Source organism: Kocuria sp. GQ42 (genome assembly GCF_059758435.1).
The window spans coordinates 1-24,139 of sequence record NZ_JCAXEN010000006.1 but is presented as its reverse complement, the minus strand read 5'-3'; the positions used below and the strand labels follow the sequence as shown (position 1 = coordinate 24,139).

Below are 24,139 nucleotides of genomic sequence, written 5' to 3'. Positions count from 1 at the left end.
GAGGACCATTCCTAGCAGCCACCGGCCGCTGCGCGCGTTGGCCCGCTGGCATGCGCTGCACCTAGATGTCTCGCAACCAAGACGCTTCGCAACCCATGGGACACAGGACGCCACTTCATCCGGGACCCTTGGCGGAACAGGCACCGGCATCGCACCGTCGATCGGTTGTCCTGACGGGCAAGTTCCTCGACATGGACTTCTAGGGAGCCCCCTCAACCCTTGGATGCCCACCGCCCGGGCGTGGGCGCCGCGGCTCGTGGTCGAATGGTCGGGCGGCCCGATCGGGACCGTGGAGCCAGCCTCGACCCACGGAGTCACGATGACCACTGCACCCTCGGATCACACCACTGACGTCCTCGTGATCGGCGGCGGCAATGCCGGGATCTCCCTGGCCGCACGACTGCGCCGCAAGGGCATCACGGACATCGTGATCGCGGAGCCGAAGTCCACGCACCACTACCGGCCGATGCTCTCCTACGTGGGCGCCGGACTGAAGACCGTGCCGCAGATGTCCCGGACCCAGCACCGCGTGATGCCCCGCGGCGTGCGATGGATCCAGGACCGTGTCCAGGCACTGGATCCGGCGACACGGACGGCCACGCTGTCCTCCGGCGAGCACATCGGCTACCGGGACGTCGTGATCTGCGCGGGGTCCACCCCGGACTGGGACCGCGTCCCCGGCAGTGCCGAGGCGATGGCCGGCCCGCACGCCTCGACCAACTACACCGTGGAGCTGGCCCCCAAGACCTGGGAGCTGATCCGCGGGCTGCGCCGCGGCCGGGCGCTGTTCACCATCCCGGACGGCCCGGCGCCCACGCCGCAGATCGGGCAGAAGATCCTCTACCTGGCCTGCGACTACTGGCAGCGCCAGGGTGTTCTGCAGGACATCGAGGTGACCCTGCTGACGCCCACCGCCACCGTGTTCGGCCAGCCGGACGTGGACCGCGTGCTGCAGCCCTGGGTCCGGCGCTACGGCATCACGGTCCTGACGCGCGCCCACGTGCAGTCGATCGACGCCGGCTCCCGCCGGCTGCGGGCCACGGTCGACGGGGCGCCCCGGGACCTGTCCTACGACCTGCTGCACCACAGCCCCGTCCACCGAGCCCCGGCCTGGATCGCCGACGCGGGACTGGGCGTCGCACCGGGCCCGGGCACCGCCTGGGACGGATACGCGGACGTGGATGCACAGACCCTGCGCCACCGCCGTGTGCCCACCGTGTGGGCCTGCGGGGACGCGGCCGCGCTGGGGACCGCCTCGTCCGGCGGGGCACTGCGCCACCAGACGAAGGTCCTCACCGAGAACCTCCTGGCCACCCGTGATGACGAGGAGCCCACGGCCTCCTACGACGGGTACACCGTGACCCCCGTGACGGTGCAGCGGGGCCGGGCCGTGCTGGCCGAGTTCGACCGGGACAACGAACTGGCGCCCAGCATCCCCGGCGTGCCGCTGCTGGCCCCGAACCGCGCCTCCTGGTTCTTCGACCTCGAGGTCCTCCCCCGGGACTACTGGAACGTGATCCTCCGGGGCTTCTAGCGGACCATGTGTGCACACATCTGTGGCGCCTCGTTCCCCTCTCCGATGGCACATGACTGCCCGGGACCCCAGTCGTCGCGGCACGAGACATGGGGGAAGGAGGCTCGGAAGTCGGGAGGCCCGCCGAGAAGCAAGATTCATGCATCTGCACAGGATTGTGCACCGCGATATTACCGTCTGGTACTTTTCGGGTGGCACCGGCCCCCACGCCGGTGCAGCGACCCCCATGATCCGTTCCCCGGCGGTCGGGGGTCGCCTTCTGCGCCTCGGCGCGGCGGAGCGCTCCTGCCCTCTCCCGGGCAGGAGCGCTCCGTTCCGAGGAACCAGGACGGCGGACAGCCGTCCCGGACCGGTCGAGCGGCGAACCCCGAGAGCCCGGCGGTCACCGGCGGAAGGACGCCCCGCGGTGGTCGTCGGCCAGACCCGGCCCGGCGCCGGTCAGGGCCTCGCGCAGCGTCCTGCCGGCGGGGAGGGCCCCGGGCTCCGGCAGGAGACCGCGGCGCCGCAGCTCCGGCGACACCATCGTGGTGAACCGCTCCAGGTCCGCCGGCCGCACGGCCGCCGAGATGTTGAAGCCGTCCACGCCGGCCTCCTCGCGCCAGCGCTCGAGCTCGTCCGCCACGGTGCCGGGGGCCCCGGCGATGACGGGTCCGCGGCCGCCGATGGCCACGAACTCGGCCAGGTCCCGCACCGTCCAGGTCCGGTCCGGGGACAGCGAGGTGAACGCCGCGAGCGCGGACTGGTTGGCGTCGGTGGCCACGTACTCGAGCGGCGCATCGGGGTCCGCCCCGGCCAGGTCGACCCCGGTCCAGCCGCCGAACAGGGACAGCGCCCCCTCGATGTCCACGTGCCGGCGATATCCGTCGAGCCTGGCGTGGGCCTCGTCGTCGGTCTCGGCGACCACCACGGTGGCCATGGCGAAGGTCTTCACGGCGTCCTCGGCCCGCCCCTGCGCGGCCAGTTCGGCCCGGACGCCGTCGGTCCACCGGCGCACGAGCTGCGGGGTGTTGCCGATGAAGAAGATGGCCTCGGCGTGGTCCACGGCGAACTGCTGTCCGCGCTTCGAGGCGCCGGCCTGGAACAGGAACGGGGTGCCCTGGGGTCCGGGGTGGGTCAGCGCCTGGCCGGGCACGGAGAACCAGGTGCCCTCGTGGCCGATGGGGTGCACGAGCTCCGGGTCCACGAAGACCCCGGCACCGGCGTCGGCCTTCACCGCCCCGGGCTCGAAGGAGCCCTCGAGGAGCTTGTACATGACCTCCATGTACTCGTCGGCGCGGTCGTAGCGCTCGTCGTGCGGGATCTGCCGGTCCATGCCCAGGTTCCGGGCGGCCGAGTCCTGGTAGGAGGTCACCACGTTCCACGCCACCCGTCCGCGGGTGAAGTGGTCGAGGGTCGCGAAGGTGCGGGCCAGCAGGTAGGGGGCCTCGTAGGTCACCGAGGCGGTCACCCCGAAGCCGAGCCGTTCGGTGGCCGCGGCCATCGCCGGCACCGCGACGAGCGGGTCGAGCACCGGGTACTGCACTCCCCCGCGGGCCGTGGCCTCGGCCCCGCCCCCGTACACGTCGTAGACGCCGGGGACGTCCGCCAGGAACAGCGCGGTGAAGCCGCCCTCCTCGAGGGTGCGGGCCAGCGACGTCCAGTACTCGAGCGTGTCGAAGCCGGCGACCCCGGCCTCCGGGTGGCGCCACAGTCCCGGTGACTGGTGCACGGGCACCATCATGTCGAAGGCGTTCAGCAGCAGGGGGCGGCTCATACGGTGGTCCTCTCGGGGGTGGTCCGGGTGGCGCTCGCGGCGGCGGAGGTCGCGACGGCCGGGGCGGCCGCGGTCCGGCCGGCGTGCAGATCGGTGAGTTCGGTGCCGCGCCGGTCCCGGGCGGGATCCTTCGCGGCCAGGGCGGCGACGACGGAGAGCACGGCCAGCACGGAGAGGTAGCCGGCGATCAGCCACGGGGTGTCCCCGCCGGCGGCGAAGAGCAGGGCGGCGATCAGCGGCATCAGCCCGCCGCCCAGGACGGTGCCGACCTGGTAGCCGAAGCTCACGCCCGAGTACCGCACGTGCACGGGGAACTGCTCGGCGAACCAGGCCGCCTGCGGTCCGTAGATCGCATCGTGGACGAGGTTGATGCCGAGGATCACCACGAGCGGCAGCAGGGCGAGCGGGCCGGCCTCGAGGAAGGCGAACAGCACCCAGCCGAAGACGCCGATCGCCGCGTAGGCGGTCACCGAGACGACCTTGCGGCCGACCCGGTCGGAGAGCCAGGCCCAGAACGGGGTGGAGAACAGGCCGATGGCCGAGGCGATCATCACCGCGGTCACGCCCGCGGCGCTGTCCCCGCGCACGTCCCGCAGGTAGGTCAGCATGTAGACCGTCACCAGGTAGTAGACGGCGTTCTGGGCCAGGCGCAGGCCGATCGTCACCAGCACCGGGCGGCGGTGGTGGACCAGCAGCTCCCGCAGGGGGGCCTTGGCCACGTTCCCCGAGGCCCTGTGCTCCAGGAACTCCGGGGCGTCGGCCACGCCGAGGCGGATCCACAGGCCCACCGCCACGAGCAGGGCCGAGAGCAGGAAGGGGATGCGCCAGCCGTAGGCGGCGAACTGCTCCTCGCTCATGACGTTCTGCACGATGAAGAACGCGCCGGTGGCCAGCAGCATGCCGGCGGAGGAGCCGATCTGGGTGAAGGACCCGAAGAACCCGCGGTGCCGGGCCGGTGAGTGCTCCACGCTCAGCAGCGCGGAGCCGCCCCACTCCGCGCCCGCGGACAGGCCCTGGAGGATGCGCAGGAGCACGAGCCCGACGACGGCCCACCAGCCGATCACCTCGTAGGTGGGCAGCAGGCCGATCAGGGTGGAGGCCACGCCCATGAGCAGCAGGGAGGCCACCAGCAGGGCCTTGCGGCCGATCCGGTCCCCCAGGTGCCCGGCGATGATCCCGCCCAGGGGCCGGGCGATGACCCCGACCGCGAGCGTGGCGAAGGACGCCACGATGCCGCCGAGCTCGGTGGCCATGGGGAAGAACTGGACGTTGAAGACCAGCGCGGCGGCGGTGCCGTAGAGGTAGAAGTCGTACCACTCGATGGTGGTCCCGGCGAAGGCCGAGGCCAGGACGCGCTTCTTGCCGTGGACGATGCTGCTGCGGCCCGGGGCGGCCGTGGTCGTGGTGCTCATGCGTCAGGCTCCTGGGGTTCGGTCGGCGTCGGTCGTGGCGTCGGCCTTGGCATCAATCGCGGCGCCGGTCTTCGCGTCGCCGATGGCGTTCAGGCCCTCCGGCAGGGTGCCGTTGATGAGGTAGTCGCCGAGGGCGCGGGCGCGGAAGGCGATCGGGTTGTGGGTGGCCACGGTCTGGGCGTTGCGCCAGTGCCGGTCCAGGCCCTTGGCCGTGGACGTGGCGGAGGCGCCCACGGTGAGGAACAGGTCCTGGGCCGCGCCGAGCGCCAGCTCCGGCACGGTGACCTGGGCGTGCTCCACGGCGATCTCGGACTCGTGCAGCGCCGCCGGGAGGGTCCCGGTGAAGTCCGGCCGGTCGGCGCCGGCCGCTGCGGCGGCGGCGATCCCGGCGTCCAGGGCGCGGGCGGCGTGCAGGACGGTGGCCTCGGCGGTGAAGGCCTTGGCGGAGATCCGTCCGGTGGCCTCCTGGATCAGCGGGTCGTCGCGGAAGGGCAGGCCGAGCCCGGTGTTGAAGGTCCGGCGGCGTCCGGCGATGGTCTCCACCGCGTCCCTCCGGGCCGCCCGGGCGATGCCGGCCAGGACGGCCAGCAGCACGAGCTGGAAGAAGGCGGCCTCGTGGACGGCCTCCGCGCTGCCGGCGGTGCGGTCCAGCACGGCGTCGTCCGGGACGCTCACCCGGTCGAAGACCGCGGTGCCGGTGCCGGTGAGCTTCTGCCCGAAGCCGTCCCAGTCGTCCTCGAGCGTCACGCCCTCGGCGTCCGTGGCGACGACGGCGAAGCGGCGCCCGTCGCGGCCGTCCAGGGCGGCCGAGACACGGGTGTAGTCGCAGAAGACGGAACCGGTGGCGTAGAACTTCCGGCCGGTGAGCTCCCAACCCTCGGCGGTCCGGCTCAGCACGGTGTTCAGGGTGCCGAGCGCGTTGCCGCCCTTCTCCGTGGAGGCGTTGCCGACGGTGGCTCCGGCCAGCACCCGCGGGTACCAGACCTTCTGGAGCTCCCGGGGCAGGAAGCGCAGGGACTCCACGAAGCCGTGGTGGGAGCGGTAGAGGTGGGCGATGTTGGAGTCGGCCTCGGCCAGGTCGACCAGCAGCCGGGTGAAGACCTCGAGGCTGACCCCGGGGCCGCCGTGGGCCGCCGGGACGCGCAGGGCGCCGAACCCGGCCCGGTCCAGCCGGCCGACCTCCGCGTAGGGCAGCGAGCGCCGGAGGTCCCGGTCCAGGGCGCCGGCGGCGATCTCCGCGAACAGCGGCCGGAAGTGCTCCCGCAGCCCGGCGTAGTCCCCGGGCAGGCCGGCGGCGAGGTCGGTGCCGGCGCGGGGATGGGCGGTGGTCTCCTCGACCGTGCTCGGGGTCATGCGGTGGTCCTCTCGGTCGCACCGAGGATTGCCGGTCGGCCGGTCGCGCCGGGGGCGGGTCCGGTGGCGGCAGCGCAGGAGGCTGACGTCACGGACCGACTGCAGATCCGGGATCTCCATCGGTTCTGGCATGAGCACCCTGACCCCGGAGGAGGGCGGGTTGCTGCGGCGTCGTCGAGCCAGATCTCTCGGCCGCTCTGAATGGTGACGTCTGACATGGCACCAGACCACCGAGGTCCGGTGCCACCGGATGACGTCCGGACGTCATCGGAGGTCACGACGACGTCACAGACCGTCACCTCGGCCCGCCTGGTGTACAGGCCCGGCGCGGCACGCCCGCCACCCCGGACAGGAAAGAACAGGGCGGGGTCGCCGATCGGCTCAGTACACCGGCTGGTCCGGGTCCACCTGCGCCACCCAGGCGAGCACCCCGCCCTCCAGGTGGCGGACCCGCTCCTCCCGCCCGGCGTAGAAGGACCGCAGCGCGGCGAGCGCGGTCGCGGAGCGGGCGCCGGCCTTGCAGTGCAGCACGAGGTCCGCGCCGCGGGCTTCCGGGGGCAGGGCGTCCGCTCCGCGGTCCAGGATCTTCTGCAGCGGGACGGGCACGGCGCCGTCGATGGCCACGAGCTCCCGCTCCCAGTCCTCGCGCACGTCCACCAGGGCGAAGGACGCCTCCCCGCGCTCCCGGCGCTCGAGCAGCCGGGCCAGCTCGGCCGCCCCGACGGTCTCGGAGGGGTCCGCGCCGGGCAGCGCGCAGACCGCGGCGGGCTGGGCCACCGCGGTGACCGGGGCGGCGTCGGGGTCCGGGGTGAGACGCATCTCGCGCCAGGTCATCGCGAGCGCGTCGTGCAGCAGCACCCGCCCGAGCAGGGGCTCCCCGGTGCCGGTGACGAGCTTGACGGCCTCGGTGACCATGACCGCGCCGACGGTGGCGGGGAGCATGCCGAAGACCCCGCCTTCGGCGCAGCTGGGCACCTCGCCGTCCGGCGGGGCCTCGGGGTAGAGGTCCCGGTAGGTGGGCCCGTGCCCGGCCCAGAAGACGCTGACCTGCCCCTCGAAGCGCAGGATGGAGCCCCACACGCAGGGTGTGCCGGTCAGGGCTGCGGCGTCGCTGACCACGTAGCGGGTCGCGAAGTTGTCGGCGCCGTCCAGGACCAGGTCGTACCGGCCGATGATGTCCACGGCGTTGTCCGCGTCCAGCCGGACGGGGTGGGTGCGGACCTCCACCAGCGGGTTGAGCGCGGTGACGGCCTCGGCGGCGGAGACGGCCTTGGGGCGGCCGACGTCGGCGGTCGTGTGCACCACCTGTCGCTGCAGGTTGGAGAGCGCCACCACGTCGTCGTCGACGATCCCGAGGGTCCCGACCCCCGTCGCGGCGAGGTACTGCAGGGCCGGGGACCCGAGCCCCCCGGCGCCGACGACGAGCACGCGGGCGTTCCGCAGCCGCCGCTGGCCGAGGGTCCCGATCCCGGGCAGGGTCAGGTGCCGGGCGTAGCGCTCGAGCTCCTCGCGGGTCAGTTCGGGGCCGGGCTCCACGAGCGGGGGCAGCGGGCTCACGGCCGCTCCCCCACGGGCGCCCAGTCCCCGCGCGGCACGTCCGCCGGGCCGGCTGAGGGGCCGGCGGCCGGCCCGGCGGCCGGCCTGGCACCGGCGGCGTCCGTGTCGATCCGCCCGGCCGCCGGCGAGGACGCCTGGGCGTGGCGGCGGGCCGGGATGCGCCCGGCTCCGGCGGCGAGCCGGCCGGCGAGCACGGCGTGGCGCATGGCGGTGGCCATCGCCACCGGGTCCTGGGCGCGGGTGACCGCGCTGGCCAGCAGCACGGCGTCGCAGCCCAGCTCCATGGCCAGGGCGGCCTCGGAGGCGGTGCCGATCCCGGCGTCGAGCACCACGGGTACGGACGCCCGGGAGGCGATGAGCTCGATGTTGTGCGGGTTGAGGATGCCCAGCCCGGTGCCGATGGGGGCGCCCAGGGGCATCACCGCGGCCGCGCCCAGGTCCTCGAGGCGGCGCGCGACGGCCGGGTCGTCGGAGGTGTAGGCGAAGACCTTGAAGCCGCGGGCCACGAGCTGCTCGGTGGCGTCGAGGAGCTCCACCACGTCGGGCAGCAGCGTGTCCTCGTCCGCGATGACCTCGAGCTTGACCCAGTCGGTCTCGAGGGCCTCCCGGCCGAGCTCGGCGGTCAGCAGCGCGTCCCGGGCGGTGTAGCACCCGGCGGTGTTGGGCAGGATCCGGATGTCGTTGCGCTCGAGCAGCGCGAAGAGGGAGTCGCCCTGGCCGGGGGCGTAGCGGCGCAGGGCCACGGTGGTCAGCTCGGTGCCGGAGGCCAGCAGCGCCTGCTCCAGGGTGTGCAGCGAGCTCAGGCCGCCGGTGCCCATGATCAGCCGGGAGCTCAGCTCGATGCCGTCGAGCACGAGGGGGTCGGGGTGCGGGGCGGTCACGTCAGCCTCCCTGGACGGCGGTGATGATCTCGATGGACTGGCCCTCCGCCACGGGGGTCCGCCGCCAGCGGCTGCGGGGCACGACCGCGGCGTCCACGGCCACGGCCACGCCGAGGCGCCCGCCGTCCAGCGGGGCGCCGTCGGGGCCCAGGGCCCGGCCGACGGTCTCGGCGACGAGGTCGACGACGGTCGCCTCCGCCGCCACGCGGTGCGGGCGGCCGTTGAGGGTGATGGCGGTCATCGGGTGCTCCTGCTCCGGGGCCCGGGCCCGGCGGCGGCCGGCGCGGGATCCTCTGGACGGGCCTCGACGGGGCGGTCGAAGCGGTGCGGGTCGGTGGTGGCGAGGTGCTCGGCGTCGGCGGCCAGGTCGGCTCCGGTCCCGCCGGTCACCAGCTGCGCGGCGAGCCGGGCGGCCAGCGGGGCGAGCAGGACGCCGTGGCGGAAGTAGCCGGTGGAGACCACGAGCCCCGGCACCGGCGAGCCGTCCGGGTCGCGGACCCGGCCGAGGTACGGGATGTCGTCCGGGGTGCCGGGCCGGGCGCGGGCCAGCACCTCGACCAGCTCGAGGTCGGCGACGCCGGGCACGAGCGCCTGGGCATCGCGCAGCAGCCGGAACACGCCGCCGGCGCTGGGACCGGACAGGTCGTCCTCGCGGGAGGTCGCCCCGATCACCACGGTCCCGTCGGCGCGGGGCACCAAGTAGACGGGCACCCCGTGCACCAGGCCGCGGACCGTGCGCTCGAGCAGCTCCGGCGCCCCGGCGGGGACCCGGGCGCGCAGGATGTCCCCGTGCACCGGCCGCAGCGGCGGGTGCCAGTCCTCCGGCAGTCCTTCGAGCTCACCGAGCCCGGCCCCGGGGGCGAGGACCGTCCAGGTCGCGGAGACCATCCCGCCGCCGGCCAGGCGGACGCCGGTCGCCGCGCCCTCGGCGTTGCGGCGCAGCCCCGTGGCGAGGTCGTGGACGAGGCGGGCCGGTCCGCCGTCGCGCGCGGCCGGGAGCCCGGCGGGCTCCGGGGGGTCGGGGAGTTCCGGGGCGACGAGGGCCGCGAGCAGCCCGGCCACGAGGCGGCGCGGGTCCACCTGGTGGTCGTCGGGGATCCGGAACGCCGCGGACAGCCGCGGGCTCAGGGCCGGCTCGAGGGTGCGGGCGGCGCGCAGGGTCAGCGGCTCCACCGTCATGCCGTGGCGCCCCTGCAGCGCGCGGAGGTCCGCCAGGGCCTGCCGGTCGGCGGCGTCCACGCCGCAGACCAGGGTCTCGGTGGCCCGGTGGCCCACCGTCCCGCCGGCGGCCTGCTCGAGGGCGGCCACGAACGCCGGGTACTCGGCGGCCGAGGCGGTCATGAGGGGGTACAGGGGCTCCTGCTGGTACTGGACCTCGCTCACCGGGGCGAGCATCCCGGCCGCGGCGCGGCTGGCGCCGGAGCCCGGCTCGGGGTCCACCACGACCACCGAGCGGCCGCGGCGGCGCAGCTCCCAGGCGGTGGCCAGGCCGATCACCCCGGCGCCGACGACGGCGACGTCGGCGCGGACGTGTTCGGGCCGGTCGACCAGCGGGTGGGGCGCGGTCGTGGGGGCGGGGTGCGCGGCAGTCACAGGGAACGTCCTTTCCTCCGGCGGCATGACCCGCATCAGGTGTGGCGGTCGGCGCTGGACGCCCTCTCAGCCCCCGGTGGGGCTCCCGCAGAACCGCTGACCTATCATCAGCGTGTGACCCACCCTACCCGTGACGCCTCCGCCCCCGCCGAGTCCTCCCTGCGAGACACCCGGACGGCCCGCCTCCTCGCCGCCCGGCTGTACGTGTGCACGGACGCCCGCCGGGACCGGGGCGACCTCGAGGAGTTCCTGCACGCCGTCTGTGCCGGCGGCGCGGACATCGTCCAGCTGCGGGACAAGAGCATCGACGCGGACGAGGAGATCGCCGCGCTGGAGCTGCTGGGCCGGGTCGCCGCCGAGTACGACGCCCTGTTCGCGGTCAACGACCGCGCCGACATCGCCGCGCTCGTGGGCGCCGACGTCTTCCACGTGGGCCAGCACGACCTCAGCCCCGCCCAGGCCCGGCGGCTCCTGGGCCCCGACGTGCTGATCGGGCGCTCCACCCACGACCTCGGACAGGCCACGGCGGCGCTCGAGGACCCGGACGTCGACTACTTCTGCACCGGGCCCGTCTGGGCCACGCCCACCAAGCCGGGGCGCCCGGCCACCGGGCTGGAGTTCGTCCGCGCGGTCGCCGAGCTGACGGAGGCCCGGCTGGACGCGGACCCGGAGGTCCTGCCCGTGCCGTGGTTCGCCATCGGCGGCATCGACGAGCCGCGGCTCCCGCAGGTGCTGGAGGCCGGGGCGCGCGGCGTCGTCGTCGTCCGCGCCGTCACCGAGGCCCCCGATCCCCGCGTCGCCGCCGGGCAGCTGCGCGGCCTGCTCCCCGCCTGAGCCCGGGGCGAACCGCCGCCCGGCTCACCGTCGGCTCCCCGCCGCCGTCCAGCACGTTCTGAGAGCATGGACGCAGGACGACGACGGAGAGGTGGCCCATGGACCCCGAGCTCGACCCCCAGGTGCGGCACGCGGTGGAGCGCCCCGCGGAGACCGCCCGCGGCCCGGAGGACGCGCAGCTGCGCGTCCGGCTGGCCGGTGAGCCCGCCCGCCGCGCCCTCGGCACGCACTGGGAGCAGGGCCTCCCGGAGGACGCCGCCCCGAGCGACGACCGGCTCGCCGCCGCCGTGCTGCTCGCCACCCTCTTCGGCGACACCTTCTGGCTGGAGCGCGCCGCCCGGCTGCCCAGCGACGTGCCGGGGTGCCCGTCCGCGCCGCCGAGCGGGCTGCTGGAGCTGACCCGGGTGCCGGGCGCCCGGGCGGCCCTGGCCGCCGTGCTCGAGCGCCCGCTGCTGACCGGGCTCCTGGAGTGGGGCACCAACCCCCTGCCGGAGCAGCCCCCGCTGGCCGTGGCCCGGGCCGCCCGGGACCTGGGCGTCCCCGACGACGGGCGCGTCTACAAGGTGGTGCGCCGCCGCGCCGAGCGCTTCCTGGCGCGGGAGCACGACGGGTCCGAGCCGCTCGAGCAGTTCGTGACCCTGCTCAACGAGGCGGAGCGGGGCCACCGCGAGGACGGGCCCGTGCTCTCGGGCGAGACCCTGCCGCCGGCGGCTCCCCCGGCGTCGGGCCCGGCCGCAGGATCCTCCTCCGTGGCCGGCCCGGCCGCGGACGGTGACATCCGCCCGGGCACGCCCCCGCCCGGCGCCCCTCCGGCGGGCTCGCCCGAGAACCCCCGGTGGGGGGTGAGCCCCGCGAGCCCGGCCCCGCCGCCGCCCGGGCAGTTCCCGGGCCAGTACCCCGGACCCGGGGCACCCGGCCCGGGCGGTCCGGGATACGGCACCCCCGGGTACGGCCCAGGGGACCAGCAGCCCGGCACCCAGGGCGCCTCCGGGCCGGTGTTCGGGCCCGGCCCCGGCGGGTGGCCGCCGCGCCAGGCCGAGCCCGAGGAGGACGACTCCGACAACCTCAAGGCGTGGGGGTTCGTCTTCCTGGGCATCCTGGCGGTGATCGCCGCCCTGATCTTCATCCTCTGAGCCCACCGCACCACCATTTACTTGCACGGGAAAGCTTCTGGGGCTATTCTTGGGGACATATCAACCAATGCGCCGCCCCTGCCGACGGAGAACCCCGCGATGCCGATCTTTCCCCAGAACCCCGCTCCCCAGAGCCTGACGAAGCGCCCCGCCGAGGACCTGCTGTCCGCGGACACCCGGATGGGCGCGGTGGAGCTGCTGGTCTCCGACCTGGACACGATGGTCGCCTACTACTCGGACGCCGTGACCCTCGACGTGCTCGCCCACGCCGGGGACACCGCGGTCCTGGGCCGGGACGGCCGGACGGTCGTGCGGCTGCGCCAGGTCAAGGAGCTCCCGCCGGCCCGCCGCGGGCAGGCCGGCCTGTTCCACACCGCGGTGGTCTTCGACGACGAGCCGGCCCTGGCCGCGGCGCTGGCGTCGGTGGCGACCGTGGCGCCCCGCTCCTTCACCGGCAGCGCCGACCACCTCTACAGCCAGGCCTTCTACTTCGACGACCCCGAGGGCAACGGGGTGGAGCTCTACACGGACCGTCCCCGCGAGACGTGGCGACGGGAGCCCACCGGCCTGCTGACGCTGGCCTCCAACCCCCTGGACCCGAACGGCTTCCTCCAGGAACACCTGGCCGAGCAGGGCGGGCGGCCCCCGGCACCGCCGGCCACCCTGGGACACGTGCACCTGCAGGTCGGCGACATCCCGCTGGGCCGGCAGTTCTACGTGGACGTCCTCGGCTTCGAGGTGATGAGCGACATCGGCTCCGCCCTGTTCATCGCCGCCGGCGGCTACCACCACCACATCGCGCTCAACACCTGGCAGAGCGCCGGGGCCGGCCCGCGTGCGGCGTCACTGGGGCTGGGCCAGGTCAACATCGACCTGCCGGACGCCGACGACGTCGCGGCCCTGGCGTCCCGGCTCGCGGACCACCGGATCCCCACCCGGCACGACGGCGCCGTGCTGCGCTTCGAGGACCCCTGGAACACCCTGATCCAGGTGGGCGTCGCGGCGTAGTCCCGGCCCGGTGCCGCGTCCGCGCCCACCCGCCGGCGGCGCCGTGCTCGACGCCCCGCGGCTGCTCGCCGACACCCCGGCGCGCCGGTAGGTTGGGCCTCGTGCCCGGGGCGCCCGGGCACCGAGGGCGTGCGGCGACACGGCGGCCGCCCGGTCCGAGAGCGAGGAGCAGGGCATGGGCGAGAAGGACGACACCACCGGCAAGGACTTCGACGAGGCCGTCAACATGACCGCCGAGCAGCTGTCGACGTGGCTGGACACCGACGAGTCCACCTCGGTGGGCCAGGACGACGGCGGGGAGTCGGTGGGCCACCGCTCCGGGCGGCGGATCGTGGAGATCCTGCAGAAGCCGAAGGGCGAGCGCACCGAGGCCGACCACGAGCACATGCGCAAGGTGGTCGGCTACGTCCACCGCCACCTGGCCCAGCGCCCCGACGGCGACGTGCGCGAGACCCGGTGGCGCTACTCCCTGATGAACTGGGGCCACGACCCCCTGAAGGACTGAGCCGGAGGGCCGGGCCCGCGCCGCCCGGCGGGCCAGGCGAATATTGCAGTTGTGCAAAACTTGCAGAAGTGCAAAAATATGGGCGTGAACGACGACTCCCCTCCCACCCTGCGCGCCCGCAAGAAGGCCGAGACCTGGTCCGCCATCCACGAGGCGGCCGCCGCCCTCGCGGTGCAGCACGGGGTCGAGGGCACCACGGTGGAGGCCGTGGCCGCGGCGGCCGGCGTCTCCCCGCGGACCTTCTTCAACTACTTCCCCGCCAAGGAGGACGCCGTCCTGGGCATGCGGGCCCCCTCGCTGGACCCCGAGCTGCTGGACGGCTTCTCCCTCGAGCACGACCTGCTGGGCCAGGTCTCGCGCCTGCTGCTGGCCGTCTCCCGCAGCGCCTACGCGGGACGGGACGCCGAGCGGCGCCGCAGGCTGCTGCAGGACCACCCGAGCCTGGGCCGCCGCCGGCACGAGCTGATGCTCGAGGCCGAGGCCCTGGTGCGCCACACCCTCGCGGAGCTGCTGGCCCGAGACCCCGCGTGGTCGGCCGGGATCGGTGAGCACCGCGTGGACGAGGTCGCCCGGATGCTGGTCCTGCTCGGCGGCGTCCCGCTGCGCTTCGCCATCACCGCCGAGAGCTACTCCCCGGCGCACGGCCTGCCCACCGAGGACCACGAGTCTGCGCTCACCCTCCTCCACCGTCTCCAGGAGAAGCTCTCATGACCCGCGCCCCCGCCCACCGCGCCGAAACGGTCTCCGGCTCCCGGCACCTCGCGCTGCTCTTCGTCGGCCTGATGCTCTCCATGCTGCTGGCCGCACTGAACCAGACCGTCCTCAGCACGGCGCTGCCCACGATCGTGGGCGAGCTCAACGGGGTCGACGAGATGCTGTGGGTGATCACGGCCTACATCCTCGCCTCGACGATCATGATGCCCGTGTACGGCAAGCTCGGGGACCTGATGGGCCGCAAGCCCCTGCTCCTGGGCGCGATCCTGGTGTTCATGGCCGGCTCCGTGGTCGGCGCGCTCGCCGGCACTATCGAGGTCCTCATCGCGGCCCGCGCGATCCAGGGTCTCGGCGGCGGCGGGCTGATCATCCTCTCCCAGGCCGCGATCGCCGACGTGGTCCCGGCCCGGGAGCGCGGCAAGTACATGGGCGTCATGGGCGGGGTGTTCGCGGTGTCCTCGGTGGCCGGCCCGCTGCTCGGCGGCTTCTTCACCGAGGGACCCGGCTGGCGCTGGGTCTTCTGGATCAACATCCCGCTCGGGCTGCTGGCGCTGGCCGGGGCCGTCCTGTTCCTCAAGCTGCCCCGGCACGGCGGCCGGCCGCGCCTGGACATCGGCGGCATGGTGCTGCTGGCCGTGGCCACGACCTGCCTGGTCCTGTTCGCCACCTGGGGCGGCGGCAAGTACGCCTGGACCGACCCCGTGATCCTCGGTCTGATCGCCGGGACGCTCGTGTCCGCCGCGGCGTTCGTGGCCGTGGAGCGGCGCACCGCCGAGCCCATCATCCCGATGCACCTGTTCCGCGAGCGCAACTTCGTCCTCACCACCCTCGCCGGGCTGCTCACCGGCGTGGCGATGTTCGGGGCCCTCGGCTACCTGCCCACCTACCTGCAGATGGTCTTCGGCGTCGACGCCACCCGGTCCGGGCTGCTGATGGTGCCGATGATGGGCACGATGCTCGTGACCTCGGTGCTCGCCGGCCAGGCGGTGAGCCGGACCGGGCGCTACAAGTGGCTGCCGGTGGCCGGCAGCGTGATCGTGGCCGCGGCCATGGGGCTGCTCGCCACCCTGACCTCCGAGCAGGGGGTGTGGCACGTCTGCCTCTACATCGCGGTCCTCGGCCTGGGCCTGGGCCTGTCCATGCAGGTGCTCGTGCTGATCGTGCAGAACACCTTCCCCCTGCGCCAGGTCGGCACGGCCACCGCGGCGAACAACTTCTTCCGCCAGATCGGCGCCACCCTCGGCTCGGGAGTGGTCGGCAGCGTCTTCGCGAGCCGGCTGGCCGAGCTGATGGCCGAGCGCGTCCCGGCGGCCGCGCTCGAGAGCGGCGCCGGCGGGGCCAACTCGCTCACCCCCGCCGTGGTCGCGTCCCTGCCGCAGGCGCTGCAGGACCCGATCGTGACCTCCTACAACGACGCCCTGACGCCCATCTACCTGTGGATCATGCCCCTGGGGCTGCTGGCGGCCGCCGTGCTGTGCTTCGTCGCCGAGAAGCCGCTGGCCACCACGATCGAGCCGGACGTCGAGCCGGAGGCGCTCGCCGAGGGCCGCCTCGTGGTCACCGCCGACGAGCCCGCCGCGCCGCGCGCCGACAACGAGGATCGGGACGCCGGCGACGACGCGCGGGACGCCCGCGACCCGCGCGAGGACCCGGCCGCCCTCGAGCCGGCCTCCGCGTCGCGCTAGCCGGGACGCGGAGCGCTCCGTAGGCTGAGGACCGCGCACGGGCGGCGGCCCCGGGGCGCACGCGCACCGGAACGGACGAGCTCCGGAACCGACGAGCAGAGGAGCAGCGGATGGGTCTGAGCAAGGGCACCAGGGTCACGTGGAACACCCCGCAGGGCAGGACCGAGGGGAAGGTCGTCGAGAAGAAGACCGAGGACTTCGAGCTCGACGGGCGCACGTACCGCGCGAGCACGGACGATCCCCACTACATCGTGGAGTCCGACAGCTCCGGGGCCCGGGCGACCCACAAGGCGGACGCCCTCACCGAGGCCTAGCCGGAGACCGGCCCCGCCGCGGGCCGGAGGACGGGCGCGGCGGCAGGCGGGCAGGACGCGGCGTTCAGCCGCGGACGCCGGGGGTGCCCCAGACGAACGGGCCGAAGGACGGGCCGGCCGGTTCGAGGTACTCGACGTCGGACGCCGGGACCAGCGCCCCCGGGCTGTACCCGTCGACCTCGCAGCGCACCAGGACGACCATGCCCAGTTCGACCGGATCGTAGGGCGCGCACAGCACCACCTCGCCCGCCCGCAGGTTCAGCCCTGCGCGGTCCGTGCGCATCCGGTAGCGCGCCACGTGGGAGACGGTGATGGAGGAGATCGGGTCGACGACCGGACCCACGCCGATGCCGGGGAGGACATCGAGGGGTCCCGTGTCGTCGGGAACAGGGGTCAGTTCGGAAAGGCTCATGGTGGGGATCTCCAGTCGGGCGAGCGCATCGGGAGCTGCAGAAGGTCCCGGTGCCGGGCGGGTGTGCTCGACCACGCTGTCCCTTCCCATGATAGAGAGCCACATCACACAGGGGAAGAGTCCTTCGCATCGGTCCACGGCCCGCCGGCCGCGGTGCACGAACTTGCAGGCACCAGCGTCCCGGGCGTCGCCGGGCGTCACAGAGTCACAGTCGTCGAGCCCTCAACCTGCTTCTGACCAGGGCGGACAGGCGGCACGGCCGACTGTGACGCACGGAACGCCCCGATGTCTGCGCCGCGGCCCCGCGGCGCGCATACATTCACTGAGATGAGCTACGAGGGGTCGATGCCGTGATCACGATCAACATGAACAATGCCGCGCTCTGCCGGCTGGAGCAGCAGGACCGGGGGCGGCCCGGCGCGCTGCCGGAACGACGGTCCACCGCCGCGGGCACCGGCCCGCTGGACGCCCGGGAGACCGCCCGGCGGCCCGATGAGGCTCCCCCGATGCCGGAGCACACCAGGGGCTGATGCCCCCGGTCCGGCTCAGCGACTGCCGACGAGGCCGGACGCCCGCAGGGCTCCGAGGTGGGCCTGGCGACCGGCACCGACGATGCCGGCGGCGTTGCGCAGCTGCGCGGGGGCCACGCGGGCGCGCAGCCGCAGGTGCGGCAGGAACTCCTGGTGCCGTTCGCTGATGCCTCCGCCGAGGACGATGAGATCCGGGGAGATCAAGCGCTCGAGGTGGGACAGGTAGCGCTGGAGCCGGTCCGTGTAGGTCGGCCAGTCCAGGGCCTCCTCCATCCGGGCGGAGGCGCCGGCCCAGCCGTCGACGTCCCGGCCGTCCAGCCACACGTGGCCGAACTCGCTGTTGGGGATCAGCTCCCCGTCCAGGAACAGCGCCGAGCCGATCCCGGTGCCCAGCGTGATCACCAGCACCGTCCCGCTCGCGCCGCGGGCGGCGCCGAAGCGCACCTCGGCCAGCCCGGCGGCGTCGGCGTCGTTGAGCACCGCGACCTCGCGCCCCAGTCCGGCGGCGAGCAGCTCCCGGGCGTCCGTGCCGATCCAGGAGTCGTCGAGGTGGGCGGCGGAGCGGGCGATGCCGTGGTCGATGATGGCCGGGACGCCCACGCCGACCCCGGCCAGGGGCCCGCCCGGCCCGGGCTCGCGCTCCAGCTTCTCCAGGACCCCGCGCAGGACGGCCACCACCGCGGCCGGGGTGGCCGGCGCGGGCGTGGGCACCCGGCGCACCGGGCCCACGGTGGTGCCGCGGACCGGGTCCACCACCGCGTACTTGATGGTCGTTCCGCCGATGTCCACCCCGAGGCAGCGGGCGTCGTCGCCCCCGTCGGAGACGTGCGGGACGGTCGGGGGCGTCCGGACGGACGGCAGGGCACAGGTCATCTCACGGTCCTGGATCGAGGCGGGGACGGCGCGCCCTCGAGCGGGCGGCGCCTGTTCGACTGTACAACCGGGCGGGGACGGCAATTATTCGCGCCGGCCCCGCCACCCGTCCGGCGCCACCGTCCCGCCCCGGGCGTTCCCTAGAATCGAGGGGTCCCGGTCACCCCGGCGAGCGCCCGCGCCCCGCCCGGCGCCCCGGCGTCCCGCCGCCTTTCGAAGGACTTCCCCGCATGACCAGTCCCACCACCGCCGCATGGCCCGTCCCGCCGAAGACGACCAACCGGGTGCTGCTCGCCTGCTGGCTCGCGATCCTGGCCGAGGGGTACGACGTCGGCGTGCTCGGCGCCGTGCTGCCCGCCCTCGCGGAGCACCGGGAGTGGGACCTCACCCCGCTGGAGCTCGGCGGCCTCGGCTCCTACGCCCTCGTCGGCATGCTCATCGGAGCCATGGTCATCGGCACGCTCTCGGACCGGATCGGCCGGAGGAGGATGCTGCTGGTCTCGATGGCCATCTTCACCACCATGCAGCTGGGCGCCGCGCTGGCCCCGACCCCGGAGGTCTTCGGGCTCTTCCGGCTGCTCGGCGGCCTGGGCATGGGCGGGATCATCCCGGTGGCCGCGGCCCTGACCATCGAGTACTCGGCGCCGCGGCGCCGGTCCTTCAACTACGGCGTGATGTACTCCGGCTACTCCCTCGGCATCCTGGCCGCCGCGCTCGTGGCGATCGTCCTGCTGCCCACACTGGGCTGGCGCTGGGTGGTCGGCGTCGGGTTCCTGCCCGTGGTCCTGCTACCGCTGGTGGCCAGGCTGCTGCCCGAGTCCCTCGAGTACCTCATGGGCAAGGGCCGCCGCGAGGAAGCCGCCCGCCTGGCGGAGCGGCTGCACGTGGCCCCGTTCGTCGAGGGCGACTGGACGCCGGTGCTCTCCGAGGGGGCGAAGGCGCGGTCCGTCGGCTGGAAGCAGTCCCTGTCGGCGATGTTCTCCGGCGGCTACCTGACCGCCACGGTGTTCTTCTGGGTCTCCCTGTTCTGCGGCATGGTCCTGGTCTACGGCCTCAACACGTGGCTGCCCTCGATCATGCGCTCGGCCGGCTACGAGCTCGGCCCGGCCCTGACGTTCCTGGTGGTCTTCAGCCTCGCCTCGGCCGCCGGCGGCATCGCCCTGGGCCGCGCCGCGGACGCGTACGGCAAGAAGCTGATCCTGGTGGTCTTCTACCTGCTGGGCGGGGCGGGGATCCTGCTGCTGATGTTCCCCAACAGCATCGTGGTCAACTACGTGTTCGTGGCCCTGGCCGGCATCGGCTCGATCTCCACCTCGCTGGTGCTCACCGGATGGGTGGCCGAGTACTACCCCGCCCACTCCCGGGCCACCGCCACCGGCTGGGCCCTGTCCTTCGCCCGGATCGGCGCGATCTCGGGCCCGCTCATCGGCGGCTGGATCGGCTCGATGGCCCTGCCGTTCCAGTGGAACTTCATCGTCTTCGCCGCTGTGGCCCTGGTCGCCGCCGGGTCGGTGGCGCTGATCCCGCAGTTCCCGGGCCCGGCCGGTCCGGCCGCGCGACGCGGGCGGCCGGGGCGCGCCGAGACGGCGCCGGCGGCGCCGGGCGCCTGAGCCGAGCGGCCCGCCGCCCGGGCGCCCCGGCCCGGCCCCGGCCGCACCTCACCCGGCCGGGTCGGGTCCGTCCTGGCCGGGCGCCGGGCGGTCGGCCGGCATCCGCATCCGCCGGTCCTCGGCAGGCTCGTCCGCGTGCAGATGGGCGCGCTCGCCGTCATGGTCGAGCACGGTGAGGATCTCCACCGGTCCGCCCTGCGCCACGATGGCGTGCGGGACCATCGTGGAGAACTGTGCCGCCTGACCGGCCTCGACCACCACGACCCGTTCGCCCAGGTGCAGGCGGGCGGTCCCGGAGAGCACGGTGAACCAGTCCCGGCCCGGGTGCACCGCCAGCCGGTCCGGTGCGGGGGGCGGGCCCGGCAGGATGCGCATCTTGGCCACGGTCATCCCGTGCAGGGCCCGCTCGGAGGACAGCAGCCACATGGTCAGCCCCGGCGTGCTGCTGGGCTGCGGGCGGATCACCACGTCCTCGTCCTCGGGGGACTCGACGAGCTGGTCGAGCGAGGTGTCGAGCGCCCGGGCGATGGGCACCAGCTGGTCGAGGGCGATCCTGCGGTGCCCGGTCTCGAGCCGGCTCAGCGTGGACGGGCTGAGGTGGCACCGGGCCGCGAGCGCGTCCAGGGACCAGCCGCGCGCCAGCCGGAGACCGCGGATGCGCCGGCGGATCACGGCGTCCAGGTCGAGTTCTTGCGTCATGGGCAAGAGTCTATGCCCCGAAGGCATTTCCGGCCTACCGTGGAGGCATGACACCGCACGACTCCCCGCACCCGACGGCGGGGCACCACACCCACCCCGAGCAGCACGACGACGAGGGACTGGCCGAGCTGCTCGAGCTGGACGCCGAGATCCTGGGCCCGCTGCTGGAGGAGGTGCTCGACTGGGTCGCCCAGCACGTCCGCGGCACACCGGCCACGGTCGCGGACATCGGCGCGGGGACCGGGCCCGGCAGCCGGCTCCTGGCTCGCCGCTTCCCGTCGGCGCAGATCGTCGCGATCGACCGGTCGGCAGCGAGGCTCGAGCGGCTGCGCGCCACGGCCGGCGCACCGGGCCCGTCCGACCGGATCCGCACGATGCAGGCCGATCTGGACACCGCCTGGCCCGAGGTCGGCGCGGTCGACCTCGCCTGGGCGGCCTCCTCGCTGCACGAGCTCGCCGCGCCGGACCGGCTGCTGCGCGAGCTCCGCGCCGGGATGCGCCCCGGCGGGCTCCTCGCGGTCGTGGAGATGGACGCGCTGCCGCGGTTCCTGCCCGAGGACATCGGGATCGGCCGCCCGGGCCTGGAGCGCCGCTGCCACGAGGTCCTCGCCCGGGCGCACTGGAACGCGGTGCCCGACTGGGGGCCCCGCTTGGAGGAGGCCGGCTTCCGGCTCGCGGGGCGGCGCCGGTTCAGTGTCGAGGCGCAGCCGGCCCCACCTGGCACGGGCCGCTGGGCGGACCTCTCGTTGCGCCGCGCCCTCCCGGTCCTCGCCGGCCGGCTGGCCGCCGACGACCTGCTCGCCCTCGAACACCTGCTCACCGAGGACTCCCCCGGCGCGGTCCTGCACCGGGAGGACCTGGTGCTGCGCGCCGGACGCATCGTCTGGGCGGCGCACCGGGCATGAACCACCAGCACGAGAGGACACGGACCATGAACAGCATTTCCGCGTACGACGTCGTCGTCGTCGGAGGCGGCGCGGCCGGCCTGAGCGCCGCCGTCGCCCTGGCGCGATCCCTGCGCTCGGTGGTCGTGGTGGACGCGGGCGAACCCCGCAACGCCCCGGCCGGCGGCGCGCACAACCTCCTCGGGCGGGAGGGGATCCCGCCGCTCGAGCTGCTGGCCGCCGGCCGGCGGGAGGCGGAGCAGTACGGGGCGGAGATCCTCCGGGACCGCGCCGTCACCGCCCGGGCGGAGGAGGAGGGGTTCACGGTCGGTCTCGCCGGCGGCGGTGTGCTGCGCGCGCGGCGGCTGCTGCTCGCCTCCGGGCTGGTCGACGAGCTGCCCGACGTGCCGGGCGTGGCCGAGCTGTGGGGGCGGAGCGTGCTGCACTGCCCCTACTGCCACGGGTGGGAGGTCCGCGGCCGGCGCATCGGCGTGCTCGGCGCGGGACCCATGAGCATCCACCAGACGCTGCTGTTCCGGCAGCTCAGCGAGGACGTCACCTTCTTCCCGCACCGAATGCCCGACCCCGGTGCCGAGGCCTGGGAGCAGCTCTCCGCCCTCGGGGTCCGGGTGGTCGAGGGGCCCGTGCAGCGGCTGCGCACCGACGGGGACGTGCTGCGCGCCGTGGTCCTCGACGACGGGCAGGAGGTCCCGGTGGACGCCCTGGTCGTGGCGCCCCGGTTCGCGGCCCGGGCCGAGCTGTACGAGCAGCTCGGCGGCACCCTGACCGACCACCCCGCGGGGGCGCTCATCGCCACGGGCCCGATGGGCAGCACCGAGATCCCCGGAGTGTGGGCGGCCGGCAACGCCGGCGACCTCTCGGCCATGGTCTCCTCCGCGGCGGGGGCGGGGGTCGGCGCGGCCGCCGCGATCAACGCGGACCTCGTGGCCGAGGAGGCGGCCGCCGCCGTGCGGGCCCGTGCGCAGGGCGCCGCGGCCGGGACGCCCCGCCGCGGCTGAGGGTCTCGGGGGCGGTCAGGGCTCCACGGACCCCTGGACATGCTCGAACACCAGGCTGGTCTGCGTGGCCGCCACCGCCTGGTTGGAGGACAGGTGCTCGAGGACGAACTGGCGGATGTGGTCGGTGTCCCGCGCCGTGACGTGGATCAGGAAGTCGTCCGAGCCCGCCAGGAAGAAGAACTGGGACACCTCGGGCACCGACTTCAGCCCCTCGCCGAACGCGGACATCAGGTGCCGGGCCCCCGGCCGCAGGCGCACGCTGATGAGGGCCTCGATGGTGCTCCCGAGCGCCCGGGGGTCCACCTCGACCGTGAACCGGCGGATCACGCCCGAGCGCTGCAGACCCTTCATCCGGGCCAGACAGGTGGACGGGGCCACGCCGAGGGCCTCGCTGAGCGCCTGGTTGGTCGCCCGGGAGTTCTCCCGCAGCAGCGCGAGCAGGCGCCGGTCGAGATCGTCCAGCTCGTCCCGGGGCCGCCGATCCTGCGGAGCGGACCGCGTGGGCGGGGTCACCTTCTCCATGGTTCGTCCAGTTCTGCACCGATTGCCGAAGGATCGTCGACTTCTGCCCCGGCAACGGTGACGGATCGTAGTTTTGTGACACCCACTCTACGTTTTCTGCGGAAGGCCCTCGATGATCATCTCCGTTCCCACCGAAGTGAAGACGAACGAGCACCGGGTGGCCATCACGGTCTCCGGCGTGCACGAGCTGCGCCGCCGCGGCCACCGGGTGCTCGTGCAGGCCGGCGCCGGCGTCGGCTCGGGCTTCGCGGACGAGGACTTCGCCGCCGCGGGCGCGGAGGTCGTGGCGGACCCGGACGAGCTGTGGGCCCGGGCGGACCTGGTGCTGAAGGTCAAGGAGCCGATCGCCTCCGAGTACCACCGGTTCCGGGAGGGCCTGGTCCTGTTCACCTACCTGCACCTGGCCGCGGAGCCGGAGCTCACCCGCGCCCTGCTGGCCGCCGGGGTCACGGCCGTCGCCTACGAGACCGTGCAGACCGCGGACCGACGGCTGCCGCTGCTGGCGCCGATGAGCGAGGTGGCCGGCCGGCTCTCCGTGCAGGCCGGGGCCTCGGCCCTGACCGCCACCGGCGGCGGCAAGGGCGTCCTGCTCGGCGGCGTGCCCGGGGTCCGCCCCGCCCAGGTGACCGTGATCGGCGCGGGCGTGGCCGGCACCAACGCGGCCGCCATGGCCGTGGGCCTGGGCGCCGAGGTCACGATCCTGGACATCGACGTGGACCGGCTGCGCGCCCTGGACGACCGGTACGCCGGGCGGCTGCGGACCGTCGCCTCCAACGCCTACGAGGTGGAGCGCTCGGTGACCGAGGCGGACCTGGTGGTCGGCTCGGTGCTGGTGCCCGGCGCCCGTGCCCCGAAGCTGGTCACCCACGAGATGGTCGGGCGGATGAAGCCGGGCAGCGTCCTGGTGGACATCGCCGTGGACCAGGGCGGGTGCTTCGAGGACAGCCGTCCCACCACCCACCAGGACCCGGTCTTCCCGGTGCACGACACCCTGTTCTACTGCGTGGCCAACATGCCGGGCGCGGTGCCCAACACCTCCACCTACGCCCTGACCAACGTGACGCTGCGCTACGTGACCGCCCTCGCCGACCGTGGCGTTGCGGCGGCGCTGGCCGCCGACCCCGCGCTGGCCGGCGGGCTCAACACGATGGCCGGCCACGTGACGCACCGCTCGGTCGGCGAGGCCCACGGCTTGGACGTCGTCGACCGGGCGGAGCTGCTGCCCGCGGCCTGAGCCGCCCGCCCGCGCCGGACGGATCAGCCGGCGGCCGGGACGGCGTGCCGACCCGGGCGATCGCCCTGGTCAGCTCCGTT

At 74.5% G+C, this 24,139-nt stretch carries 24 protein-coding genes and 2 riboswitches; of the genes, 13 read left to right on the top strand and 11 right to left on the bottom strand.

The features are described 5' to 3' along the window. Window positions 1-319: 319 nt before the first annotated feature. On the top strand, window positions 320-1,534 hold the full coding sequence (locus AC6CH6_RS12800) for an NAD(P)/FAD-dependent oxidoreductase (protein WP_498255409.1): 1,215 nt from the start codon (window positions 320-322) through the stop codon (window positions 1,532-1,534). Window positions 1,535-1,916: 382 nt separating this feature from the next. Here the strand turns inward: AC6CH6_RS12800 and AC6CH6_RS12795 are convergent, their stop codons facing one another. The 7 genes from AC6CH6_RS12795 to AC6CH6_RS12765 all read right to left on the bottom strand — a co-directional run bounded on the left by AC6CH6_RS12795 (window position 1,917) and on the right by AC6CH6_RS12765 (window position 10,083). Next, the gene (locus tag AC6CH6_RS12795; RefSeq protein WP_498255408.1) at window positions 1,917-3,287 is read right to left on the bottom strand and encodes an LLM class flavin-dependent oxidoreductase; all 1,371 of its coding nucleotides are present in this window, start codon (window positions 3,285-3,287) and stop codon (window positions 1,917-1,919) included. Further along, a complete protein-coding gene (locus AC6CH6_RS12790; RefSeq protein ID WP_498255407.1) occupies window positions 3,284-4,699 on the bottom strand; it encodes an MFS transporter in 1,416 nt (471 codons plus the stop codon). The genes AC6CH6_RS12795 and AC6CH6_RS12790 overlap by 4 nt, the downstream gene beginning before the upstream one ends. A 3-nt stretch (window positions 4,700-4,702) precedes the next feature. After that, on the bottom strand, window positions 4,703-6,052 hold the full coding sequence (locus AC6CH6_RS12785; protein ID WP_498255406.1) for an acyl-CoA dehydrogenase family protein: 1,350 nt from the start codon (window positions 6,050-6,052) through the stop codon (window positions 4,703-4,705). 113 nt (window positions 6,053-6,165) lie between these two features. After that, window positions 6,166-6,260, bottom strand: a riboswitch (SAM riboswitch). A 173-nt stretch (window positions 6,261-6,433) separates the two neighbouring features. After that, window positions 6,434-7,609 carry a molybdopterin-synthase adenylyltransferase MoeB gene (gene moeB, locus AC6CH6_RS12780; protein WP_498255405.1) on the bottom strand — a complete coding sequence of 392 codons (1,176 nt, stop codon included), beginning with the start codon at window positions 7,607-7,609 and terminating at the stop codon, window positions 6,434-6,436. Next, entirely contained in the window at window positions 7,606-8,490 is an 885-nt protein-coding gene (locus AC6CH6_RS12775; protein ID WP_498255404.1) for a thiazole synthase, read from the bottom strand. Before AC6CH6_RS12775 ends, moeB begins: the two co-directional genes overlap by 4 nt. Window position 8,491: 1 nt before the next feature. Continuing rightward, window positions 8,492-8,731: a sulfur carrier protein ThiS gene (gene thiS, locus AC6CH6_RS12770; protein ID WP_109244369.1), complete on the bottom strand. Its 240-nt coding sequence runs from the start codon at window positions 8,729-8,731 to the stop codon at window positions 8,492-8,494. Then, the gene (locus tag AC6CH6_RS12765) at window positions 8,728-10,083 is read right to left on the bottom strand and encodes an FAD-dependent oxidoreductase (protein WP_498255403.1); all 1,356 of its coding nucleotides are present in this window, start codon (window positions 10,081-10,083) and stop codon (window positions 8,728-8,730) included. Before AC6CH6_RS12765 ends, thiS begins: the two co-directional genes overlap by 4 nt. Then, window positions 10,079-10,182, bottom strand: a riboswitch (TPP riboswitch). It overlaps the preceding gene by 5 nt. A gap of 15 nt (window positions 10,183-10,197) precedes the next feature. Between AC6CH6_RS12765 and thiE the strand changes: the two genes are divergently transcribed. The 7 genes from thiE to AC6CH6_RS12730 all read left to right on the top strand — a co-directional run bounded on the left by thiE (window position 10,198) and on the right by AC6CH6_RS12730 (window position 16,276). Next, window positions 10,198-10,917 (top strand): thiamine phosphate synthase, encoded by a 720-nt coding sequence (thiE, locus tag AC6CH6_RS12760; RefSeq protein WP_370658578.1) that lies wholly within the window; start codon window positions 10,198-10,200, stop codon window positions 10,915-10,917. A gap of 98 nt (window positions 10,918-11,015) precedes the next feature. Further along, the gene (locus AC6CH6_RS12755) at window positions 11,016-12,050 is read left to right on the top strand and encodes a hypothetical protein (protein ID WP_498255402.1); all 1,035 of its coding nucleotides are present in this window, start codon (window positions 11,016-11,018) and stop codon (window positions 12,048-12,050) included. 99 nt (window positions 12,051-12,149) lie between these two features. Next, window positions 12,150-13,058 carry a VOC family protein gene (locus AC6CH6_RS12750; RefSeq protein WP_095650719.1) on the top strand — a complete coding sequence of 303 codons (909 nt, stop codon included), beginning with the start codon at window positions 12,150-12,152 and terminating at the stop codon, window positions 13,056-13,058. A gap of 175 nt (window positions 13,059-13,233) precedes the next feature. Further along, a complete protein-coding gene (locus AC6CH6_RS12745; RefSeq protein WP_368812916.1) occupies window positions 13,234-13,563 on the top strand; it encodes a DUF3140 domain-containing protein in 330 nt (109 codons plus the stop codon). A gap of 84 nt (window positions 13,564-13,647) precedes the next feature. After that, complete coding sequence (locus AC6CH6_RS12740; RefSeq protein ID WP_498255401.1) at window positions 13,648-14,274, top strand: TetR family transcriptional regulator; 627 nt, start codon at window positions 13,648-13,650, stop codon at window positions 14,272-14,274. Further along, a complete protein-coding gene (locus tag AC6CH6_RS12735; RefSeq protein ID WP_498255400.1) occupies window positions 14,271-15,962 on the top strand; it encodes an MDR family MFS transporter in 1,692 nt (563 codons plus the stop codon). Before AC6CH6_RS12740 ends, AC6CH6_RS12735 begins: the two co-directional genes overlap by 4 nt. A 110-nt stretch (window positions 15,963-16,072) precedes the next feature. Then, entirely contained in the window at window positions 16,073-16,276 is a 204-nt protein-coding gene (locus tag AC6CH6_RS12730; RefSeq protein WP_133411606.1) for a hypervirulence associated TUDOR domain-containing protein, read from the top strand. A gap of 64 nt (window positions 16,277-16,340) precedes the next feature. Here AC6CH6_RS12730 and AC6CH6_RS12725 read toward each other — a convergent pair whose 3' ends face one another. Continuing rightward, window positions 16,341-16,688 carry a hypothetical protein gene (locus AC6CH6_RS12725; RefSeq protein WP_498255399.1) on the bottom strand — a complete coding sequence of 116 codons (348 nt, stop codon included), beginning with the start codon at window positions 16,686-16,688 and terminating at the stop codon, window positions 16,341-16,343. A gap of 350 nt (window positions 16,689-17,038) precedes the next feature. Here AC6CH6_RS12725 and AC6CH6_RS12720 point away from each other — a divergent pair, with 350 nt between their 5' ends. Then, window positions 17,039-17,218: a hypothetical protein gene (locus AC6CH6_RS12720; protein ID WP_498255398.1), complete on the top strand. Its 180-nt coding sequence runs from the start codon at window positions 17,039-17,041 to the stop codon at window positions 17,216-17,218. Between the two features lie 15 nt (window positions 17,219-17,233). On the opposite strand, the gene ppgK is transcribed toward AC6CH6_RS12720, so the two are convergent. Then, on the bottom strand, window positions 17,234-18,091 hold the full coding sequence (gene ppgK / locus AC6CH6_RS12715; RefSeq protein WP_498255397.1) for a polyphosphate--glucose phosphotransferase: 858 nt from the start codon (window positions 18,089-18,091) through the stop codon (window positions 17,234-17,236). A gap of 230 nt (window positions 18,092-18,321) precedes the next feature. On the opposite strand from ppgK, the gene AC6CH6_RS12710 reads away from it, so the two are divergent. After that, a complete protein-coding gene (locus AC6CH6_RS12710; protein ID WP_498255396.1) occupies window positions 18,322-19,701 on the top strand; it encodes an MFS transporter in 1,380 nt (459 codons plus the stop codon). Between the two features lie 48 nt (window positions 19,702-19,749). Here the strand turns inward: AC6CH6_RS12710 and AC6CH6_RS12705 are convergent, their stop codons facing one another. After that, window positions 19,750-20,400: a helix-turn-helix domain-containing protein gene (locus AC6CH6_RS12705; RefSeq protein WP_498255395.1), complete on the bottom strand. Its 651-nt coding sequence runs from the start codon at window positions 20,398-20,400 to the stop codon at window positions 19,750-19,752. Between the two features lie 47 nt (window positions 20,401-20,447). Between AC6CH6_RS12705 and AC6CH6_RS12700 the strand changes: the two genes are divergently transcribed. Together AC6CH6_RS12700 and AC6CH6_RS12695 are read left to right on the top strand one after the other, a co-directional pair. Further along, complete coding sequence (locus tag AC6CH6_RS12700; protein ID WP_498255394.1) at window positions 20,448-21,305, top strand: class I SAM-dependent methyltransferase; 858 nt, start codon at window positions 20,448-20,450, stop codon at window positions 21,303-21,305. Between the two features lie 26 nt (window positions 21,306-21,331). Then, complete coding sequence (locus AC6CH6_RS12695; RefSeq protein ID WP_498255393.1) at window positions 21,332-22,303, top strand: NAD(P)/FAD-dependent oxidoreductase; 972 nt, start codon at window positions 21,332-21,334, stop codon at window positions 22,301-22,303. A gap of 15 nt (window positions 22,304-22,318) precedes the next feature. Here AC6CH6_RS12695 and AC6CH6_RS12690 read toward each other — a convergent pair whose 3' ends face one another. Then, window positions 22,319-22,825: an Lrp/AsnC family transcriptional regulator gene (locus AC6CH6_RS12690; RefSeq protein WP_368812905.1), complete on the bottom strand. Its 507-nt coding sequence runs from the start codon at window positions 22,823-22,825 to the stop codon at window positions 22,319-22,321. Between the two features lie 112 nt (window positions 22,826-22,937). On the opposite strand from AC6CH6_RS12690, the gene ald reads away from it, so the two are divergent. Further along, the gene (ald, locus tag AC6CH6_RS12685; protein ID WP_498255392.1) at window positions 22,938-24,059 is read left to right on the top strand and encodes an alanine dehydrogenase; all 1,122 of its coding nucleotides are present in this window, start codon (window positions 22,938-22,940) and stop codon (window positions 24,057-24,059) included. The last annotated feature ends 80 nt before the right edge of the window (window positions 24,060-24,139 follow it).

Bases quoted from the DNA above. Each gene is read 5' to 3' on its own strand.
- AC6CH6_RS12710 (WP_498255396.1), top strand. From the start codon at position 18,322: ATGACCAGTCCCACCACCGCCGCATGGCCCGTCCCGCCGAAGACGACC.
- ald (WP_498255392.1), top strand. From the start codon at position 22,938: ATGATCATCTCCGTTCCCACCGAAGTGAAGACGAACGAGCACCGGGTG.
- thiS (WP_109244369.1), bottom strand. From the start codon at position 8,731: ATGACCGCCATCACCCTCAACGGCCGCCCGCACCGCGTGGCGGCGGAG.
- AC6CH6_RS12790 (WP_498255407.1), bottom strand. From the start codon at position 4,699: ATGAGCACCACGACCACGGCCGCCCCGGGCCGCAGCAGCATCGTCCAC.
- AC6CH6_RS12745 (WP_368812916.1), top strand. From the start codon at position 13,234: ATGGGCGAGAAGGACGACACCACCGGCAAGGACTTCGACGAGGCCGTC.
- AC6CH6_RS12755 (WP_498255402.1), top strand. From the start codon at position 11,016: ATGGACCCCGAGCTCGACCCCCAGGTGCGGCACGCGGTGGAGCGCCCC.
- ppgK (WP_498255397.1), bottom strand. From the start codon at position 18,091: ATGACCTGTGCCCTGCCGTCCGTCCGGACGCCCCCGACCGTCCCGCAC.
- AC6CH6_RS12785 (WP_498255406.1), bottom strand. From the start codon at position 6,052: ATGACCCCGAGCACGGTCGAGGAGACCACCGCCCATCCCCGCGCCGGC.
- AC6CH6_RS12730 (WP_133411606.1), top strand. From the start codon at position 16,073: ATGGGTCTGAGCAAGGGCACCAGGGTCACGTGGAACACCCCGCAGGGC.
- AC6CH6_RS12795 (WP_498255408.1), bottom strand. From the start codon at position 3,287: ATGAGCCGCCCCCTGCTGCTGAACGCCTTCGACATGATGGTGCCCGTG.
- AC6CH6_RS12750 (WP_095650719.1), top strand. From the start codon at position 12,150: ATGCCGATCTTTCCCCAGAACCCCGCTCCCCAGAGCCTGACGAAGCGC.
- AC6CH6_RS12700 (WP_498255394.1), top strand. From the start codon at position 20,448: ATGACACCGCACGACTCCCCGCACCCGACGGCGGGGCACCACACCCAC.
- AC6CH6_RS12725 (WP_498255399.1), bottom strand. From the start codon at position 16,688: ATGAGCCTTTCCGAACTGACCCCTGTTCCCGACGACACGGGACCCCTC.
- AC6CH6_RS12690 (WP_368812905.1), bottom strand. From the start codon at position 22,825: ATGGAGAAGGTGACCCCGCCCACGCGGTCCGCTCCGCAGGATCGGCGG.
- AC6CH6_RS12800 (WP_498255409.1), top strand. From the start codon at position 320: ATGACCACTGCACCCTCGGATCACACCACTGACGTCCTCGTGATCGGC.
- AC6CH6_RS12705 (WP_498255395.1), bottom strand. From the start codon at position 20,400: ATGACGCAAGAACTCGACCTGGACGCCGTGATCCGCCGGCGCATCCGC.
- AC6CH6_RS12735 (WP_498255400.1), top strand. From the start codon at position 14,271: ATGACCCGCGCCCCCGCCCACCGCGCCGAAACGGTCTCCGGCTCCCGG.
- AC6CH6_RS12695 (WP_498255393.1), top strand. From the start codon at position 21,332: ATGAACAGCATTTCCGCGTACGACGTCGTCGTCGTCGGAGGCGGCGCG.